Origin of the sequence: Enterobacter cloacae complex sp. SYL001, assembly GCF_049237025.1 — a bacterium.
Classification (GTDB): Bacteria; Pseudomonadota; Gammaproteobacteria; order Enterobacterales; family Enterobacteriaceae; genus Enterobacter; species Enterobacter intestinihominis.
In genome coordinates this window covers 1-17,124 of the sequence record NZ_JBMKJI010000020.1, presented here as the reverse complement: position 1 = coordinate 17,124, position 17,124 = coordinate 1, and the positions used below count along the sequence as shown (strand labels likewise).

Annotated in this window: 14 protein-coding genes; 5 read left to right on the top strand and 9 right to left on the bottom strand. The window is 41.4% G+C overall.

What is annotated here, in order from left to right; all coding sequences use genetic code 11:
* Positions 1–185 precede the first annotated feature (185 nt).
* From rsp to hdtA, 4 genes are all read right to left on the bottom strand, one after another.
* Positions 186–4,490: an IncHI-type conjugal transfer protein RSP gene (gene rsp / locus ACOTZP_RS16900; protein WP_001232109.1), complete on the bottom strand. Its 4,305-nt coding sequence runs from the start codon at positions 4,488–4,490 to the stop codon at positions 186–188.
* A 119-nt stretch (positions 4,491–4,609) separates the two neighbouring features.
* Positions 4,610–5,164 carry a plasmid transfer protein gene (locus ACOTZP_RS16895; protein ID WP_000235773.1) on the bottom strand — a complete coding sequence of 185 codons (555 nt, stop codon included), beginning with the start codon at positions 5,162–5,164 and terminating at the stop codon, positions 4,610–4,612.
* An 8-nt stretch (positions 5,165–5,172) separates the two neighbouring features.
* On the bottom strand, positions 5,173–5,598 hold the full coding sequence (locus ACOTZP_RS16890) for a hypothetical protein (protein WP_000836981.1): 426 nt from the start codon (positions 5,596–5,598) through the stop codon (positions 5,173–5,175).
* The gene (gene hdtA / locus ACOTZP_RS16885) at positions 5,588–6,040 is read right to left on the bottom strand and encodes a H transfer determinant A (protein WP_000952689.1); all 453 of its coding nucleotides are present in this window, start codon (positions 6,038–6,040) and stop codon (positions 5,588–5,590) included. Before hdtA ends, ACOTZP_RS16890 begins: the two co-directional genes overlap by 11 nt.
* Before the next feature lie 443 nt (positions 6,041–6,483).
* On the opposite strand from hdtA, the gene ACOTZP_RS16880 reads away from it, so the two are divergent.
* Positions 6,484–7,452 (top strand): IS5-like element IS903B family transposase, encoded by a 969-nt coding sequence (locus tag ACOTZP_RS16880; protein WP_072201439.1) that lies wholly within the window; start codon positions 6,484–6,486, stop codon positions 7,450–7,452.
* Positions 7,453–7,508: 56 nt separating this feature from the next.
* On the opposite strand, the gene ACOTZP_RS16875 is transcribed toward ACOTZP_RS16880, so the two are convergent.
* Positions 7,509–8,147: a hypothetical protein gene (locus tag ACOTZP_RS16875; protein ID WP_012695436.1), complete on the bottom strand. Its 639-nt coding sequence runs from the start codon at positions 8,145–8,147 to the stop codon at positions 7,509–7,511.
* Positions 8,148–8,158: 11 nt separating this feature from the next.
* The gene (parM, locus tag ACOTZP_RS16870) at positions 8,159–9,196 is read right to left on the bottom strand and encodes a plasmid segregation protein ParM domain-containing protein (RefSeq protein WP_000818954.1); all 1,038 of its coding nucleotides are present in this window, start codon (positions 9,194–9,196) and stop codon (positions 8,159–8,161) included.
* A gap of 363 nt (positions 9,197–9,559) precedes the next feature.
* Here parM and ACOTZP_RS16865 point away from each other — a divergent pair, with 363 nt between their 5' ends.
* The 4 genes from ACOTZP_RS16865 to ACOTZP_RS16850 are packed head-to-tail and all read left to right on the top strand — an operon-like array spanning position 9,560 to position 12,240.
* Positions 9,560–10,507: a metallophosphoesterase gene (locus tag ACOTZP_RS16865; protein WP_000718595.1), complete on the top strand. Its 948-nt coding sequence runs from the start codon at positions 9,560–9,562 to the stop codon at positions 10,505–10,507.
* The gene (locus ACOTZP_RS16860) at positions 10,504–11,340 is read left to right on the top strand and encodes a hypothetical protein (RefSeq protein WP_000700976.1); all 837 of its coding nucleotides are present in this window, start codon (positions 10,504–10,506) and stop codon (positions 11,338–11,340) included. Before ACOTZP_RS16865 ends, ACOTZP_RS16860 begins: the two co-directional genes overlap by 4 nt.
* Positions 11,333–11,854: a hypothetical protein gene (locus ACOTZP_RS16855; protein ID WP_000598517.1), complete on the top strand. Its 522-nt coding sequence runs from the start codon at positions 11,333–11,335 to the stop codon at positions 11,852–11,854. Before ACOTZP_RS16860 ends, ACOTZP_RS16855 begins: the two co-directional genes overlap by 8 nt.
* A complete protein-coding gene (locus ACOTZP_RS16850) occupies positions 11,851–12,240 on the top strand; it encodes a hypothetical protein (RefSeq protein WP_000815011.1) in 390 nt (129 codons plus the stop codon). The genes ACOTZP_RS16855 and ACOTZP_RS16850 overlap by 4 nt, the downstream gene beginning before the upstream one ends.
* 61 nt (positions 12,241–12,301) lie before the next feature.
* On the opposite strand, the gene ACOTZP_RS16845 is transcribed toward ACOTZP_RS16850, so the two are convergent.
* From ACOTZP_RS16845 to ACOTZP_RS16835, 3 genes are all read right to left on the bottom strand, one after another.
* Positions 12,302–13,306 carry a ParB family protein gene (locus tag ACOTZP_RS16845; protein ID WP_001278838.1) on the bottom strand — a complete coding sequence of 335 codons (1,005 nt, stop codon included), beginning with the start codon at positions 13,304–13,306 and terminating at the stop codon, positions 12,302–12,304.
* Complete coding sequence (locus ACOTZP_RS16840) at positions 13,303–14,556, bottom strand: ParA family protein (protein ID WP_001050364.1); 1,254 nt, start codon at positions 14,554–14,556, stop codon at positions 13,303–13,305. The genes ACOTZP_RS16845 and ACOTZP_RS16840 overlap by 4 nt, the downstream gene beginning before the upstream one ends.
* Before the next feature lie 1,128 nt (positions 14,557–15,684).
* Positions 15,685–15,846 (bottom strand): hypothetical protein, encoded by a 162-nt coding sequence (locus ACOTZP_RS16835; protein WP_001371949.1) that lies wholly within the window; start codon positions 15,844–15,846, stop codon positions 15,685–15,687.
* Between the last annotated feature and the right edge of the window lie 1,278 nt (positions 15,847–17,124).

The following is a 17,124-nucleotide window of genomic DNA, read 5'->3' as shown; positions in this document are numbered from 1 at the left end:
TGCAAACCAACCTAATATTCACCTATAAGAATGTTAATTCCTCAGCATGTATACGCAGCTTTGTTAGCGGCCATGAAAGATGCCTTTGGAGCAAAGTTACTTTCCGACATTAATTTTTCAAAGGTCCAATTATTGGGTATAAAAAAGCCGGGACATAATGTCCCGGCTTTATATTTAAAAATTAACTACTCACTGCTTGGTATTGATACAGTGTTTTCAGACTTACTTGCCTCTTCAGCCGGTCCGAAAACTGTCACGTGCTGTGTTGCAAAGTCTCCACTATCATCATAAGCAATTACTTTTATGTCCTGCTTACCACGGTTAAGGTTTTTAGAAAGTGTAGCCGTACTACCGAAAACGTTCCTTAATTCGCCGTTGATGAACCATTCATATCTAACCATTTTTCCATCAGTATCATCACATTTATTGGTAAAGCTCCAGCTTAGGTTGGTTTCCGTGTAGCTCAATGTACAATTAGGCACTGCGTTTTTAACGACATCAAACTCAACAGATGCTGAACCTCTCTGTCCAAGTTTACTAACAACATCAATTGTAATCTCGTATTTCTTTTCTTTTAAACCCGAGATCAGTTGAGCCCAATAATTTTTGCCGCTGGGTATTACTTCACCGTTCACCTTGTATGTGACCGTATCTATCGAGTCCGCCGAATGAGATAGCTTGATGTTTGACCTTAAGGTTACATCGAGTGGAGCTCTCATATATTTGTTAGAGAACTTGGGTGTCATCTCAACGTTCATTGGCGTTTGTTCATCGACAACAAAGGTATTTTCGATACGCTGTTCATTGTTTCGGTTATCTTTGAAAACAACCATCAATGTATATTTGCCAGGATTTTCAATTGTAAATTCTTTGGTGTCACCTTCATCTTTAGTGATTACCAGATTCTCTTTGTCGTAGATCCATTCACGGGAATAAGTAACACCAGGATAGTCTCCATCCTTAATACCGCTCAACGCAACGCGTAGGGTGGTCGGTGCCATGTCGTATTTAAGTTTGGAGCTTATTTTCATCTCGGGAAATTTATAAACCCACGATTTGACAGAAACTCTACGGGTAGAAACCGTATTCTCCTTATTGTCCGCTAACCATGCACTGTATTCAAAAGCAGCATATCCCTGTTTATCCAACATTTGCTCAGTAAGGGTAACAGACAGTGAAGAGCCCTTAAATGTCTGGCCATCCGGTGTTTTCCATTCTTCAACTACGTTATTACCATTCTGGTACTTACTGTTAGGGTTCGTGAACTTACCTTCCAAAGTAACTTTTTGACCAACCTCTACCTTTGAAACCCCCGTTACCGAGACAGAAAGGCGCTTGGGTTTTGCGGCTGCCAACCGAGCAGACGTTTCCTTCCATGAAGACTCCTCTGCCAGTTCATCGGAATCAAGGTAACGCATCCGGGCATAAATCGTAGACGGTAGGGTATCAGCTGAAGCCACAGTGTAAGTTGTATCTCCCTGCACCCAGTTGACTTTATCCTCTGACCAGAGAACCTCAGCGGTGCCTGCTGGTATAGGTTCATCGTTATCAAGCAGGGTTACAGGTATATCTGAGCCCTGAAGAATGTCTGTAACATCTATACTGAGCTTAGGCTGCTTGTAGGTAACTACCGTTAAGGCATCTGTGTAGGAAATCTTGGATGTGAATTTATTAGTCATTTTTGCCCTATAAAGCCACTTTCCTACTTCTGTCTTTTTGATACTTACACTTCTCTTTCCGGTCATGTCGGAAAGCATGGTCCAGGTTTGACCATTATCAGAGGACTGCTGCCATTCGGTGGGGGCGAGTGCATCAGAGTTAGCCGTACTGGCAGATTTGAAGCTTACCAGAGTACTAAGTGGGATCCTTCCGATAATAAGGCTTTTCGACAGGTTACCCTCCAGTTCCTCACCTTTATAGATTCGAATGCCTACAGCACTGGTCTCACGTTTCATTTCAAAATCAGAGAATGGCGATCTGACCTTAGCCACACCAACCAGACGCATATTACCCAGATCCATATTTTCAATTTTAATCTTGGTTTCGACAATGCCCGCATCATTGACCGGCAATGCTTCAGTCAGCGCAGTTCTTTCGTATGTAGTTTTATAACGGCCTGTTTCTGGATCTTTGCCGTATACACTTTTTTGAGAGTATATCGTGACGTCCCATTCTCCCATTGTTTTACGGTCAAATGCACTTTTACGTGTGGAGTTGTTATAACGCCCCACTGTTACCTTTAAGGGCACTTCAAGAGATGTGGCTGTTTTTTTGTCATCCACTTCCATCGATGCTCGAATATTGAAATCAGGCACCGTATATACGTTGAGGGTGTCTGTAGTTCTTAATTCTGGATCCTTTGAGTATTCTACAGCTATGTCAAAGACGTTCTTTGTCCACAATGGTGCAGCAGCAACCTTGACCCTTTGTACAAAGGTCGTTGCATCGTTGTTTGAGGAACGATTTTTAAATGACGTTTTGACAGCCTCAGAGCCGTTTTGAGAGACGATCATCGTAACGTCAGCTGGTACCACCTTCGCTAATATTCGAGCGGCCTCCCCCCCGGTCGTATAAGCCAGAGCAGTGTTCGGATTGATGCCTGCTATGACTTTATTCTTTTTGTAAGAGATGATCGGGTTGTATGGTAATTGTGTGGTCAGAGTACGGCGATTCCTTGCGGAAACCGCTTTAGAGCCCTTCCCGTTAATCATATAGACTTGATAGTCGAGCAGATTCTCACCTGTTTTATTAAAGAATCCAGTTAGACCCGGGGTACGTCCTTTAAAATAGAACTCCAACCCATCAGGGACATTGTTCCACTGAGGGTAGCATGCTGTAACATCTGATTTTTCCCCATACCAGGCGAGGTAAGCATTCGCATTTTCCTCTGTGGTAAACAGAGTGCATTTATCACCAGCTGTTTGACTAAGCAGGTCCGTATACTGACGTACGCGCGAGTAAAGAGTTACGTTTTTTTCCAGATTCTTAAGAGTGAATCCAGTAGGTTGATAAGTGAACACGGTACTGAAATTTACGTTTTTTCCATAAAGGTTTTCAGCCACCACAGTAATCTCGTGATCCGAATTAACTGCTAAATCGTCTCCAACCGGCAGGTAGTAAATACCTTTATAATTTGTAGGTGTTAACGAAACTACTTTGTTGTCTATTGTTACTGATTTTATGTCAGCAACCCCAGCCTGCCCCTGGAAAGCTGCAACGATAATCTCGTTCAGGAAGTATACGGGTGCTCGTTTAGTTAATACCTGCCCATCTTTGAGAACCATAAGCGTTGGGTTATCAGACAGCATCAGTTTGCTTTCAGGCTCAGTGTACGTAGAAGAGTTTTTGCTCGTATTTTCTACTGTAAAAGTCGCTGCGTAGGACCCGTTTATAAGATCCGTTAAGTCAAAGATATAGAGGTACTCATCACCGACTTTTTGAGGTCCACTTACCGGCTGTAAAGTTCTACGTAAAGGGGTTGCCCAGGACTGTTTGAAATCAATCTCAGTGCCATCATCTAAAGTCACTTTAGTCGTCGGCTTAAACACGCCATCCGGAGTCATAGTGAGCGACATAGCTGTTGGGAGCCACCATTCACCTTCTGTTTCTTGCTGGGGTACCTTAACGGCCACAGCAACGGTTTTGGCTCCGGTATAGATGTCCTGGCCACCTACTTTGATTGTTTTAGCCTCATCGGTAAAATTCCAAAGTGTATGGTCTACTACAGGAGGCCGATAATCCCAGTTAACAACAAGCTTTTTGGATTCAGGAGGTGCGAAATAATTATTCTTAGAGTTTGCTGTAATTGTGATATCACGTGAACCCAAAAGTTCATCTGTATCACTGGCCTTAATGCTTCCAACTTCAATGGTACAGGAAGTTCCGCCAATAGGTACTTCACAGGCGGAGCCTGAACCTATTGAGATGTATTGAATATAATTGCGGGGTTCAACAGAAACAGCGATATCTTTGATCGCTTCATCCTTTAAATACGATTTGAAAGAAAAGCCGTCATAGACTAATCCGTTCAGGGATGATTTAAGACCGGTGATAGTTGGTTTTACCGGTGCCACACTTTTGATTGAATATTCACCTTTTACTATTTCAACTTTTTTCCGTTCAGAACCAGAGAAGTAAGAAATCTTGTAAGGTAGTTTTAAATCACCGGTGGTGTTGGGAACGCCTGAAAGAGTGAAGCCGTTAGAAGTTAATCCCAAGGTATTGGGTAACCACTCAAAAAAACAAACGAGGTTATCAACAGAGGAAGTCGCTCGATCATCAACCGTTACATTACAGGCTGTGCCTGCACCTGAGGCAGTGATAGTGTTAGAATTAACGTATGCAACAAAGTCGCCCGGCCCCGGGTCAAAGGATACGGCTGGCAAATCAGCCTGTAGCTTTCCTGAAATCATAATCGCTTCAGCATAGACCGCTTTAATCGGAGCAATTAAAGAAAACAACAGGGCTAAACCTAAACCTGATTTTCTCATGACGAATACCTGTTTTTCTGAGCAAAATTAAACTCACTTTACGATGAAAAACAGAAATATCCGTTCGTATAACATTTAAAAAAACCTGTATTTTTCCGTATATTCCGTATGTTAATGCGCTATTTTGAATTCTTGGCTTCAGATAAGCGAAGCGCGGTAATTATAGACTCGGAGCTTACCCAGGGCGTTTTTTGAGCAAGATATCCAAGTATGTAGAGGCCAATTTTAACGCAATCCATTTGTGAGACGGGGACCATGTGCATGAAGGGTTTTAAGCCATCTTTATCGACTGGAACTATCCCTGCGGATAACAACAAACCGCCCCTCTCGTTTGGGGTAACGCTTATATTTTTGTATACGACGTGGCCATGATGTGAGGTTTTCCTCTTATCAATCTTTAAAGTATGCATGATTCTAAGAAATACAGATGCCATCTGCATAACTTCATTCGTCGACAATTTTAGAAGTACAGAACGGTTTGAGCCCCAGTCATAATCTTTTTTTGCGTTCCTTGGAGCGACGTGCAATGTAAGATAATAATTATCAATCTCATTTGAAAAAGGTGAAGGTTTTGATGAGCTAACATCTTCATTGTTCATCTCAATGACAAGGGCTGCATCCTGACCAAATGCTTTAACATTATGGTTTTTAAGAGCGAAGTCTGAAGTTGCCATATAAAAAGTCACTTTTGATAAAACCACATACCGCCTAATGATTCATCATCGGCAAGATGCTTGAAATTTGATAGTGTAAATCCTGTTTTGGTTTCAGAAATCACCAGGCTGTAAGATGCCGTATGTACAAGGCGAGAATTGTTTAGATCAAGATCATCACAAAAACCAGGGCTTTTGACGGGGTCAGCCTTTTCAACAAAAGTTACTTTTGAAGCGATGCCGTTGATCACGATTTTCTCGTTATCAGCAATTTTAATGTTTAAAGAAGGCGAGCTTTTATCACATGGCAGGAAGAGTGATGTCTTTTTAAATGTGTTTCCAGTGAAGTCCAAAAGGTCAGGTTTAACCGGAACATTGTTTAGGATTTTATAAACTCCAGCAAATGCACATAACACAACAAAACCAGATAAAACATATCTAATCTTAGACTTCATCCCCCAGTTCCTCTCCTAAAAGTTTTAACGCGCTTACGCACATAAGCCTCAACTGATACAGTAAGTTATCAGCGGTTATTCCACCAACGAAGGTAACTGTACGTCGTATTGATGCTCCGCCAGGCTCGCACTGGATATGGCCAATACCAGAATCACGGAGGAAGTCATTTTCTGCACTTACAAGGTCTGACTCTACAGGTGGAATGATAACTTCAATGAGTATTGTATCAACTGGGGCCCACTCCCAATCGAACTTAAGAGAGGAAATTGGGGATATAGAAACAAGAAGCTCATCAATATTAAAAATTACGGGTTTTATTCCCATAACCTCAGACTGAATGAAGTGGCTTTCTACCATAACTACCGGAAACTCTGAAATAGTCAGAACTCCGATTAACTGGTCTCGGCGTAAACCATGTATTAGTGAGTTGCGAGATAGCATTCGATCAGCCTTTATTATAATAATCAATCATTTGGGACAAGGACAAAAGGGATTACAGAAACGAAGATTCTACATGAACATCGTTGTCAGTGACCTTAGGTCCATCGGGTATAAGGGTATCAAAAAATCCTTACATAACCATTAAACCACAAAGACTTTTTACGTAAAATAATAATTAAGTACCAGATTTATTAAGATAATTCTTAGGTTTTTTACAAATTTAGGAAAAATCCGCACTTCCTGTAACAGCATCCAAATTAACCTAAAATACCGTTTCATTAACAGTAATTTTACAGATTCAGCTGAAGCCTGAGTTTATTATAACAAAAAAAAGGCCAGCAAGTATGCTGGCTTTCCTGGTAAGACAAGTTGAACTCAGAAGTCGATTGTACTGTCTCTCACCTATCTTGCGGCTTTGTTGAATAAATCGAACTTTTGCTGAGTTGAAGGATCAGATCACGCATCTTCCCGACAACGCAGACCGTTCCGTGGCAAAGCAAAAGTTCAAAATCACCAACTGGCCCACCTACAATAAAGCCCTCATCAACCGTGGCTCCATAACTTTCTGGCTGGATGATGAAGCTATTCAGGCCTGGTATGAGTCAGCAACACCTTCTTCACGAGGCAGACCTCAGCGCTATTCTGACCTTGCCATCACGACTGTGCTGGTCATTAAACGCGTATTCAGGCTGACCCTGCGCGCTGCGCAGGGCTTTATTGATTCCATTTTTTCTCTGATGAACGTTCCGCTACGCTGCCCGGATTACAGCTGTGTCAGCAGGCGGGCAAAGTCGGTTAATGTCAGTTTCAAAACGCCCACCCGGGGTGAAATCGCACACCTGGTAATTGATTCCACCGGGCTGAAGGTCTTCGGTGAAGGCGAGTGGAAAGTCAAAAAGCATGGCCAGGAACGCCGTCGTATATGGCGAAAGTTGCATCTGGCAGTTGACAGCAACACACATGAAATCATCTGTGCAGACCTGTCGCTGAACAACGTTACGGACTCAGAGGCCTTCCCCGGGTTAATCCGGCAAACCCACCGGAAAATCAGGTCAGCCGCCGCCGATGGCGCTTACGATACCCGGCTATGTCACGATGAACTGCGGCGTAAGAAAATCAGCGCGCTTATCCCTCCCCGAAAAGGTGCGGGTTACTGGCCCGGTGAATATGCAGACCGTAACCGTGCAGTGGCTAATCAGCGAATGACCGGGAGTAATGCGCGGTGGAAATGGACAACAGATTACAATCGTCGCTCGATAGCGGAAACGGCGATGTACCGGGTAAAACAGCTGTTCGGGGGTTCACTGACGCTGCGTGACTACGATGGTCAGGTTGCGGAGGCTATGGCCCTGGTACGAGCGCTGAACAAAATGACGAAAGCAGGTATGCCTGAAAGCGTGCGTATTGCCTGAAAACACAACCCGCTACGGGGGAGACTTACCCGAAATCTGATTTATTCAACAAAGCCCTATCTTGCCAAAGTCGCTAGTCGCTTGTTTGCCTTAGCTTTAGATTTTATGCTTATGGAGGCGGTTTGATTTTCATCCGATACTTTTTCTAGCACTGGCACCACAGAGGAAATGGACTTTTCTTTTGAAATTTTGGATGCACCTGAAGAAAGTGGGCTTTCAGATGGTATAGAGGTATCGCTTCCCTCATTTTCAATCTTCACACCAAAGCAGGCATGTTCCTTTTGTACAAGGAAGGTTTCTTTTACAGAAACAGAATCCTGCTTTGAATTATCTAATTGTAGAGGTGTTAAATACTCCTTAAACTTTTGATCTAAGACATTCTCTAGCAATACATTAATAGGAGGCTTAGGTTCAGTATCTATAGTATTTCCATCATTCAGAAACCTATTAAGATCTGCAAGTGTTAATCTTTCGTTTAAACCATTTATAAAATTTGCCAAGTCAGGAAATAAATTATTTAATACCAACCCGGTACTAATAGCCGACCTAATTAAATCCAGTTGGTCACCCCTATGACAAAGTTCTGTTTTTTTCAAGAAACTATAAACATAGGGTGCTTTTCTTTCGGATATCCAGAAAGACCGGATCTGAATCCGGTCGTTATCTGCCTTATTTGAGATAGGGTATTTAGCCATGTTCTAGCTCATTATTCTGAATAAATAGTATCAGCAATTGCCAAAGATAATGCGAACTGCGGATTGTCTACCATGATAACTTTAGCCGTTTCAAAATGTTTACGAATAGCTGTTTCGATGAGATATGAACCTCCCCCAACAAGGAAAACATTATGAGGCCTCTCTTCGACTTGTGTAACCGCTCTGATTACTTTACTTTGCAACTTCTGTACCGCAGAGTTTACCGCATCAAAAACACCGTCACGCTTGTCCTCTGCAACCTTCAAAGCTGATTTATCATGACGATTATCAACAAGATGATGAATGTAAGCATTACTCGTATTCAGTTTCTCAGATTCAAGATACCTGCTGATCTCATCGTAAACAATAGAACAACCAATACGGTCAAAACCTTTTACTTTCGAAATCTGTTCTAATTGCCCAGTAATACTTGCAACATCAAGAGTAGTACCACCAAGATCAATTACCAAACTTGATTCAAATGAAGCAATATCCTCAATTTCATCTGCCCGGGTCACAGCTGGTAAAGATTCAGGGAAAACAGTCACAGACAAAACGTTAAAAGAATAGCGTTTACCGTCAAGATAACGCTCTACTGGTTTCATCAGATTATCTTTTTTTCTCTGAATATTTTCAATATTCGTTTCCCCTAAAGCAGTATAGAACTGGCTAAGTGGTAAAGTAACAAAGAGGTGAACATCCTGAGGAACTAAACCAGAAGCATGAAGTGCATGGTGAACATTTAACCGGCTAATTTCATCGTATTGGTGAGATACATCAGTCGATTCCAGTGAGTTACTAGATTCGCTGTGATGCGAAAACCTTTCCAGCCCATCAATAAGATAGTTAAAAGGATTGAGACCCTCATGGCGAACACGGAAATCTGGAACAAAACTATTTTGTGTAAGCAAGGGAACTAATTCGTTTCTTTCATTAAGACAAACCAGTTTTGCAGCTTTACTTCCATCATCGACAACGATTTTTAAAGCTTCAGTGATATCCTGCACTGATGGTGAAACAGGACTTTCAGATTTTAATAGTTCAGCCATAAAAACTCTCTTTTATTAATAGGACCATATTAGATATTAACTTTATACATTAATGGTGACCTATTATCAACATTAACACTATTAAAAAAATACGTAAGTCTATGTTATTTCAGCATCCTTCCATTTTAAATACCTTACCGTTAAATTTCCTGTATTCATGTATTAACCATGTTTATAAAGGAGCCAATTATAATCAGAAAGTTACTTTGCATCCTAAGTATGAACTGTTTGAGAGCCAGGACTGGGGCCTTTACCTGTAAGTAACAAAGGTCCTTAGGCTTAGAATCCAAAATGACGCCTTTTTGTAAAAAAATCATAGTTCGAAATACCGTATCATCGATGTAAACATACGTAGAGGAATTTATGGCAGCTGAGCACGTCCAAACTATAGACCTTACAAACTTCTCCGGAAGGATTTTCTTTCTGGCAGATCCTCATGGACATTACTCTGCGCTGTGCAACTTGATCCAATCAGTTACAAAGCCAGAAGAAGAGATAGTAATTTTCTCTACTGGAAATTTGTTTGACTATGGGCCGGAACCCATAGAATTGATGAAGGCGATAAACAGTGGCTTTTTCGATGGACGTTTTGTGAGGCATTTCTCAGCTGCCGGAGCCGGAGAAGAAATGTTAAAAAAATTGTTACCATTAAACAAAGACCGGAGAACATTTTACCCCAGCACATACCTCAATGAGAGATGGTGTGTAATGGGCGGAAAGTGGCATAAAGCTGTGAATCGTTACTATTTAGAGGAAGAGGTAAAAAAACTTCTTAATACCCAGCTTGGTACGATGATGCAGATTTTACTAAAAGGCGATATAAAAATTGGGGTTTGCCCTTCTGATTACGCCCCTATCCGCACATCATTCACTGATACTTATAATGCGCTTCAAGCATTCAACTATGCCAATGTGAATATTTTTCAGAGCCAGTTTCTATTCGGTATGGACCATGCCGTAATACCAATGATGATAAATGACGTCAACCTTATGGTCCTAGGTAGGAATCCTGTAAACAGCATTCGAAAAGCCCATGGTCGTACTCAAAACAATCTTCCAGTACTGATCGGTAATTGTTTGCATATAAATACTGGATCACTCTATATGTCAAAATTAGAAGACCAGGTAATAGTTGCTCCGGGTATACCGCAAACTGACTCACCAGCACTTACATTAGTAGAAATAATCATGAAGAACAATCCAGTTTTATTGTGTCATCAGCTAATACAAACAACAAACAAGTTTTATTCACTTAAAACCTATCCTTTAGAACTCGATTCGATTGAAAACAACATTGAGGTAACAAGATGAAGATAAATTGGAAGATTATCTCAATTTCAACATTACTTTTGCATCTTCACGCAGCAGCTGCACCACATCAAGAGAAAGAGCATAGAAAAGATGCTTTTTCTTCTGCCGCACAGAAAAGTGATTCACTTATATCTGCTAAAGCGGAGCTTATAAACGGAAGGTGGTTTATAAATGGTAAATATAGGCCTGTTCTAAAGACCAGCATGACCAAAACCAATTTCTTAGAAATCATGAATGTTTCAAATAAAGAATCACTTTTTATTGTGATACCAAAACTTGAGTATAATATCATTGCCAAAAATAAAATCTTACTAAATGAAAAAATTGCATTAAGCGAAGGCACATCCGGAAAAAGCATTGTTTGGGTCGAGCCAAAATCAAGTCTAACTATATCGTTTATAAATGACCTTGCTAATACGCCCCTTCAGGCTATCGTTTCGATCACAAGAAACAACAAAGATATAATTGCCATCTTTGGACCGGATCAGGGTAAAGGGTTTACTCTTCCCGGAAATACGTCTAATGATCAAGTGTCCGTTCCTGACTATTCTGACCTAAATATAAAAAAACTTAACATACCTCAAAGTGTTGGTAATCCAGTAACCATCAATCCTAAAGAGAAGAATTACCTCTTAGTTGGACAAGGAAAATATGAAATCTTATCTCTTCCTAAATATCAACATTTAGTATTTTCTGAACCCGTTTATATTGAGAAAAGAAAAAATATCCTCGGTGGTTATGGTTATTGGACGAAAGAAACAATTCTCTACCCCGGTGAATCATTATCTTTTATAACGAGCGCCAAAAACAATCTAAGGAAGCGGGATGATTAAAGTTATCACACTTTTATTGTTTGCATTACTGACTGGTTGTCAGTCAGTAGAAAGTAAAATCGAAGAACTCCCGACAGTTGGTTTTGACCCTATTCTATACAATAAAAGTGAGGCCTTTACTGACGGAAAAGTTACTTTACGTGTCGAAAGTTCAGGAACTGATGTTTGGCTTGTCGCCAAGAATGGAACCAGAAGTTTTATTGAGCTTTCAGGCCTAACGCTAGGTGGTAGTCGTTGTGCTTACAATGCCCGTAGTAAGCAACTTTTGCCCCCAGGCAGCGTAAGCACATTCGTAGTTCCTACGGTTGGAATGCTTGGACTTTGCTTCAACAATGAAGATCAACTTATGTTTATTAACCGTGCTTTTAGCAGAATCTCTCCCAAAGCAAAAGGAAAAGATTCGCTTTCGCTTTTATTTTCTGTTAGTTACGATTTTCCCGGAAAAGCGGACCTAATTACTAACCACGATTTTCAAGAGTTATATCTTTTATTTTTGAATGAGGATAATCTATGAAACAAACATTAATTGTTATTTTAATATGTTTTTGTCACACGGCTTTAGCATATCCATACCGTATCTATACTGTCCCGGAAGGGGCATTAGTAAAAAACATACTAACTAATGAATATCTAGGAAAAACCCCTGTGGTTGTGGACGTGAGCAATACCGAAGCTGGTTCTACTTTTGGGATTTCATTATTTAGACATGAAAATGTTGCTATAAAGATTTTTACAGTAATGCCTTCAGCAGAAAATAATTTTGCTGTTTCTGGACCTGACGTTGCAACTATGTCATTGCCGGGAAAAGCACCTTTAAACGTAGTAAATGATGGGAATGGCGCTTCTGTTCATATAGAACTAAGACCTTATATGTCTGAACCTGCGCACACCCCATATTAATATAACAAGAAATTAAAAATATAAATCATATGAACTGCATCATAAAGATGCAGTTCAATATTTATTCTGATACTTTTAATTTTTCTTTTATGAACTCCTCTAGTTCCTTAATAAAACCCGCATTTATCCTATTGAATTCAAAGCGAATTTTTCTACCAGTATTGTTTTTACTGATTCTTGCATACTTATCTTTGTTATCAAAAGTAATAAGATCACTTGTTTCCCATTTTGTGGAATAAGTTTTTTCACAAACACTTTCCACAGATTGTGTGATTTTTTCCATTACAACTTTTTGAGCAACCTGGAGATCTCCAATGTCTAAATCTTTTGTTTCCTCTTTAACATTATCTATTACTTCATCTAAAGGAAATAGATTTTTTTGCACATATTTCTGTAAACGAGACAAGCGACTATAATAGGAGTTCGGGATTCCTTCATAATCCGGGAATAAAGAGATCAATGTTTCGTCAATACGGGCCGCCTGGATTCTTTTGGCTACCGATACATGACTAATCCCAAGATATGCTGCGAGTTCTTCATTAGTAGAAAATCCTTTTTCTTCCATTTTTTTGATAAATTGAAACCCAACTTCTCTATATGAAAATTTTCGAGATGTTTGTGCTGCGGATATAATTGAATTTATATCATCTTCGGTTAGTTCATCCGGAAGAACCCACAGGGGGAGATCCTTTTCTGCCTTTATACAGCAGAAACGTCTGCGACTTCCTTCTATTAATAAATAAACCCCATCTCTTTTTACAGCGATCCCTTCGGTATCGACCCCTCTTTCTTCAATCTGCTTAAGAATATCTCTAACAGAATAATCTGTAAGGGCTTCTTGATTTCGTGGGTTCGCTGGATGGACTAAGGTCTCCTTCTCCACTCTCTGGGCTGGAACAATCACATGTTCCGCTTCAAGTCTCCGGCCCTTATGAAGAGTGAATAACTTTTTTATGCGAGGTGCTGTTTTCAAACCCGCAAGACCTGAACGGTGACCGACTTCTGTCCGCTTTGGTGCGTTTAAATATCGAGATTTATCATTCCCGATATGTTGCTCATCGCTCATGCGTTAACTCCTTGCTTAGCTGAAAAACTTTTTATTTCATTTATAAATTGCTGATATACCTGTAATACAGATTCTTCTGCGACATCAAGCTGCTTTGCGGAACAAAGTTCCTCTGATTTTTTGATATCAAGCACTGTACGCCCTTTGGAAGCAGCTGCCTTAAATGCTTCAGAATTTTTTATGTTAGCGGACATCAAAAGGTCCTGAACAGTTCTGATTAATTTATCCAAAACTATTCTTTCATATGGACTTTTGTCATCTACATTGACAGCAAGAACTTTGAACCATTTTAAATTGTCGCCCTTACTTGGTGATTGTTTAAACCTTTCACTTATTGTAAGCATGAAGTCTGTAGTAGAGGCGTAATCATATTCACGTGGTGACACTGCGACAAGAATCCCATCGGCCGCTTCGTCAGCAGCCCAGATCAAAGGTGAATCTTCAGGTGGAGTGTCTATAATAATCAAATCATAGTTCTGCTTCAGTACCGGTAAGATAACTTCCTTGAAACGTAGTAACAAAGACGTACGTTCTTCTCTAGAACATTGCCAGTATTTATCTTTAAAACGAGCATCTGTCGGAAAAGCCGTTATTACGTCCAAGTTTGGCAGATGCGTTGAAAAAGGCATATTAGTGATGATTTCTTCTTCAGAGAATCCTGAATCTAAATATTTTTTATACTCAGAATTTTCTTCATAAATTCCAAGGATTGCATCAATTGCTGTAAGGAAGACATCATCTTCTGAGACACTTTGAATCATGCTGCTTCCAATCGAACCTTGTGGGTCCCATTCGATCATTAATACACGTGCATTGAGTTGTAGATCTAAAGCAGCTGCTACTGCTAAAGCTACAGATGTAGTGCTTTTCCCTGTACCGCCTTTATGATTCTGAGTAACAATAGCTCTGCTAAAGTAATGATCGCGGTACTTGGGATAACCCAGGGCATCCATTATTTTTTGAACATCCCAGCGGGTGTAAAGATGATTTTTGTTTTGATAAATAGGTGCACCAACAAGTTCTTTTTCTTCTAAGTCCGAAAGTATTTTATTGAACGTTACTCGTGACTTCCCAAAAAAATCAGAGAGATTTTTTTTATTCAAACAGTGGTTATAGATCAGTCTATCAACACCATCAACACTATCATCAGAAACAGATACTCTTGATGAAGCCATCAGAGATTCCTTTAGAGAAATCTGCTCGCTTTTCATGCGCTGACCAACGAGGGCGATCTTTTCAAGTAAATTCATGGTTATGACCTTTTTGCACTGAAAACCGACTTTTACGCATATATGTAAACTTTACGTATAATGCGTCCATTTCCTTGTTATGCGTACAATTCTATCCTTAGTTTCAATCTTAAGCTAATGTTTGTTTACTTTTTTATGATTTTTTGTGAGCTTAACTTGCAGATGTGAGCTCAGACTCTCTAGTCCATACCTAATGCACAACCTGTTTAAACCACGATTCTTGTCTCCTTCTCTACGCTTTGAAGTTAAGAGCTCCATTAATGAATCTTCACGCCTACCCTATTTCTTGCTTAGACCCTAAAATCTATCTCACCGGTGTGCTGATATACGTTTCCTAACTGTGAACCGTTGTCGTCAGTCCAGTCTAAAGATATGAGGTGTTAATCTCTTGAGGAGGCACACTACGAATTATGGGAGCAGAGTTAGCAACCTCACCCCGAAATGAAACCCAACTTAAGGAGGCAACCCCAGTGTGGAGATTAAGGGGGTTAAATCTGCCAGCGGCTGACAGTGTCCCAGCTGCTGCTCAGTCACACCACGCCCTGATTTAATCCCCTGCCCGGTATTGTAATGACCGAAAAAAACCCGTGCACTGGTGTCGGCAGACCGGCATGCATGAATATGACGTTAATCTGTATCAGCAGGCACTTTTCGCATAATGGGAGCAAGTGATAGCAACGCCGCCCAGAACGGAATGCCAACATCAGGACTGAACCCAAGTTTGGCGATTAAGGGGGTTAAATTTGCAAGCGGATGACAGTGCCCCCAGCTGCTGCTCAGTCACACCACGCTTGATTAAATCTCTCGCCAGGTCTTGTTTTGACCGAAAATAGCCCAAGCACTGATGTCGGCAGACTGGCATATAGGAATATGACGTTAATCTGTATCAGCAGGTACATTTCGCATTATGTGAGCAAGTGATAGCAACCCAGCCCGGAACTGAAGGCCAGCATGAGGACAGAACCCCAGTTTGGCGATTAAGGGGGTTAAATCTCACAGCGGCTGACAGTGCCTTCAGATGCTGCTCAGGCATACTACTCTCCCTGATATAATCTCCCATATGTTCTTGAGATCGTCGGAAATCGCCCATGCACCGGTGTCGGCAGACCGGTATGCAGTAATGTGAATTTAATCTGCATCATCAAGCACATTTCGTATTATGGAAGTAAGTGTTAGTAAACCAAAGCCCGCCCAGAACGGAAGGTCAACATCAGAACAGAATCCCAGTTTGGCGATTAAGGGTGTTAAATCTGCAAGCTGCTGACAGTGCCCCAGTTGCTGCTCAGTCACACCACGCCCTGATAGAATCTCCTGCCCGGAAATGTGATGACCGAAAAAAGCCCGTGCACTGGTGTCGGCAGACCGGCACGCAGGAATATGACGTTAATCTGTATCAGGAGGCACATTTCGCATTATGGGAGCAAGCGATAGCAACCCAAGCCCAGAACTGAAGGCCAGCATCAGGACAGAACCCCAGTATGGCGATTAAGGGGGTTAAATCCGCCAGTGGCAATAAGATCCCGAGCGGTGTTTAAGAAATATTTCCCGAAGGACAATCTTCCGCTCGTACGATGAATATAGTGTTCAACCCGGGAGAGGGATCACTTAACCTGCTTAGCCTAAATCTTACGTCATTCTCTAAACGGAGTTTAAGCTTAATGGTCCTGAGAAAGTTAAAAGGACTACCCATAATGACGGTTTGAGATGGCGAATAAGGGTTTTTTCTGCCAGCGGCTGACATTGCCCCAGCTTCTGCTCAGTCACACCACGCCTGATTAAATCTTCCGCCAGGTCTTGTTATGACCGAAAATTGTCCGTGCACTAGAGTCGTAAGACCTGCATACAGGAATGAGGCGTAAATCTTTATCAGGTGGCAAGGTTCGCATCATGGGAGCAAGGGTCTTGAACTGGAGGTTAACATCATAAAATCCCAGATTGGCGATTAAGGGTGTTAAATCTGACAGCGACTGAAAGTGCCTTCAGATGCTGCTCAGGTATATTACACCCTGAAAAAATCAAGCATCTGTGCTTGCGAATATCGGAAAAGGCCATGCACCGGTGTCGGCAGACCGGCATGGGCAATGAGACGTTAATCTGTATCAGCTGGCGCATTTCGTATCATGGGAACAAGTGTTAGCAACCCTCTCCAGGACGGAAGGACACTATCAGGACTGATCCCAGTTTGGCGATTAAGGGGGTTAAATCTGCCAGCGGCTGACAGTGCCTTCTGATGCTGCTCAGACATACTATGCACAGATATAATCACCCGTCCGTCCTTGTGATTATCGGAAAAGGCCATGCACCGGAGTCGGCAGACCGGTATGCAGTGATGTGACTTTAATCTTTATCAGCAGGCGCATTTCGTATTAAGGGAGCAAGTGTTAGCAACCCTGCCCAGGACGGAAGGACACTATCAGGACTGAACGCCAGTTTGGCGATTAAGGGGGTTAAATCTGCCAGTGGCTGACAGTGCCTTCTGATGCTGCTCAGACATACTATGCACAGATATAATCACCCGTCCGTCCTTGTGATTATCGGAAAAGGCCATGCACCGGAGTCGGCAAACCG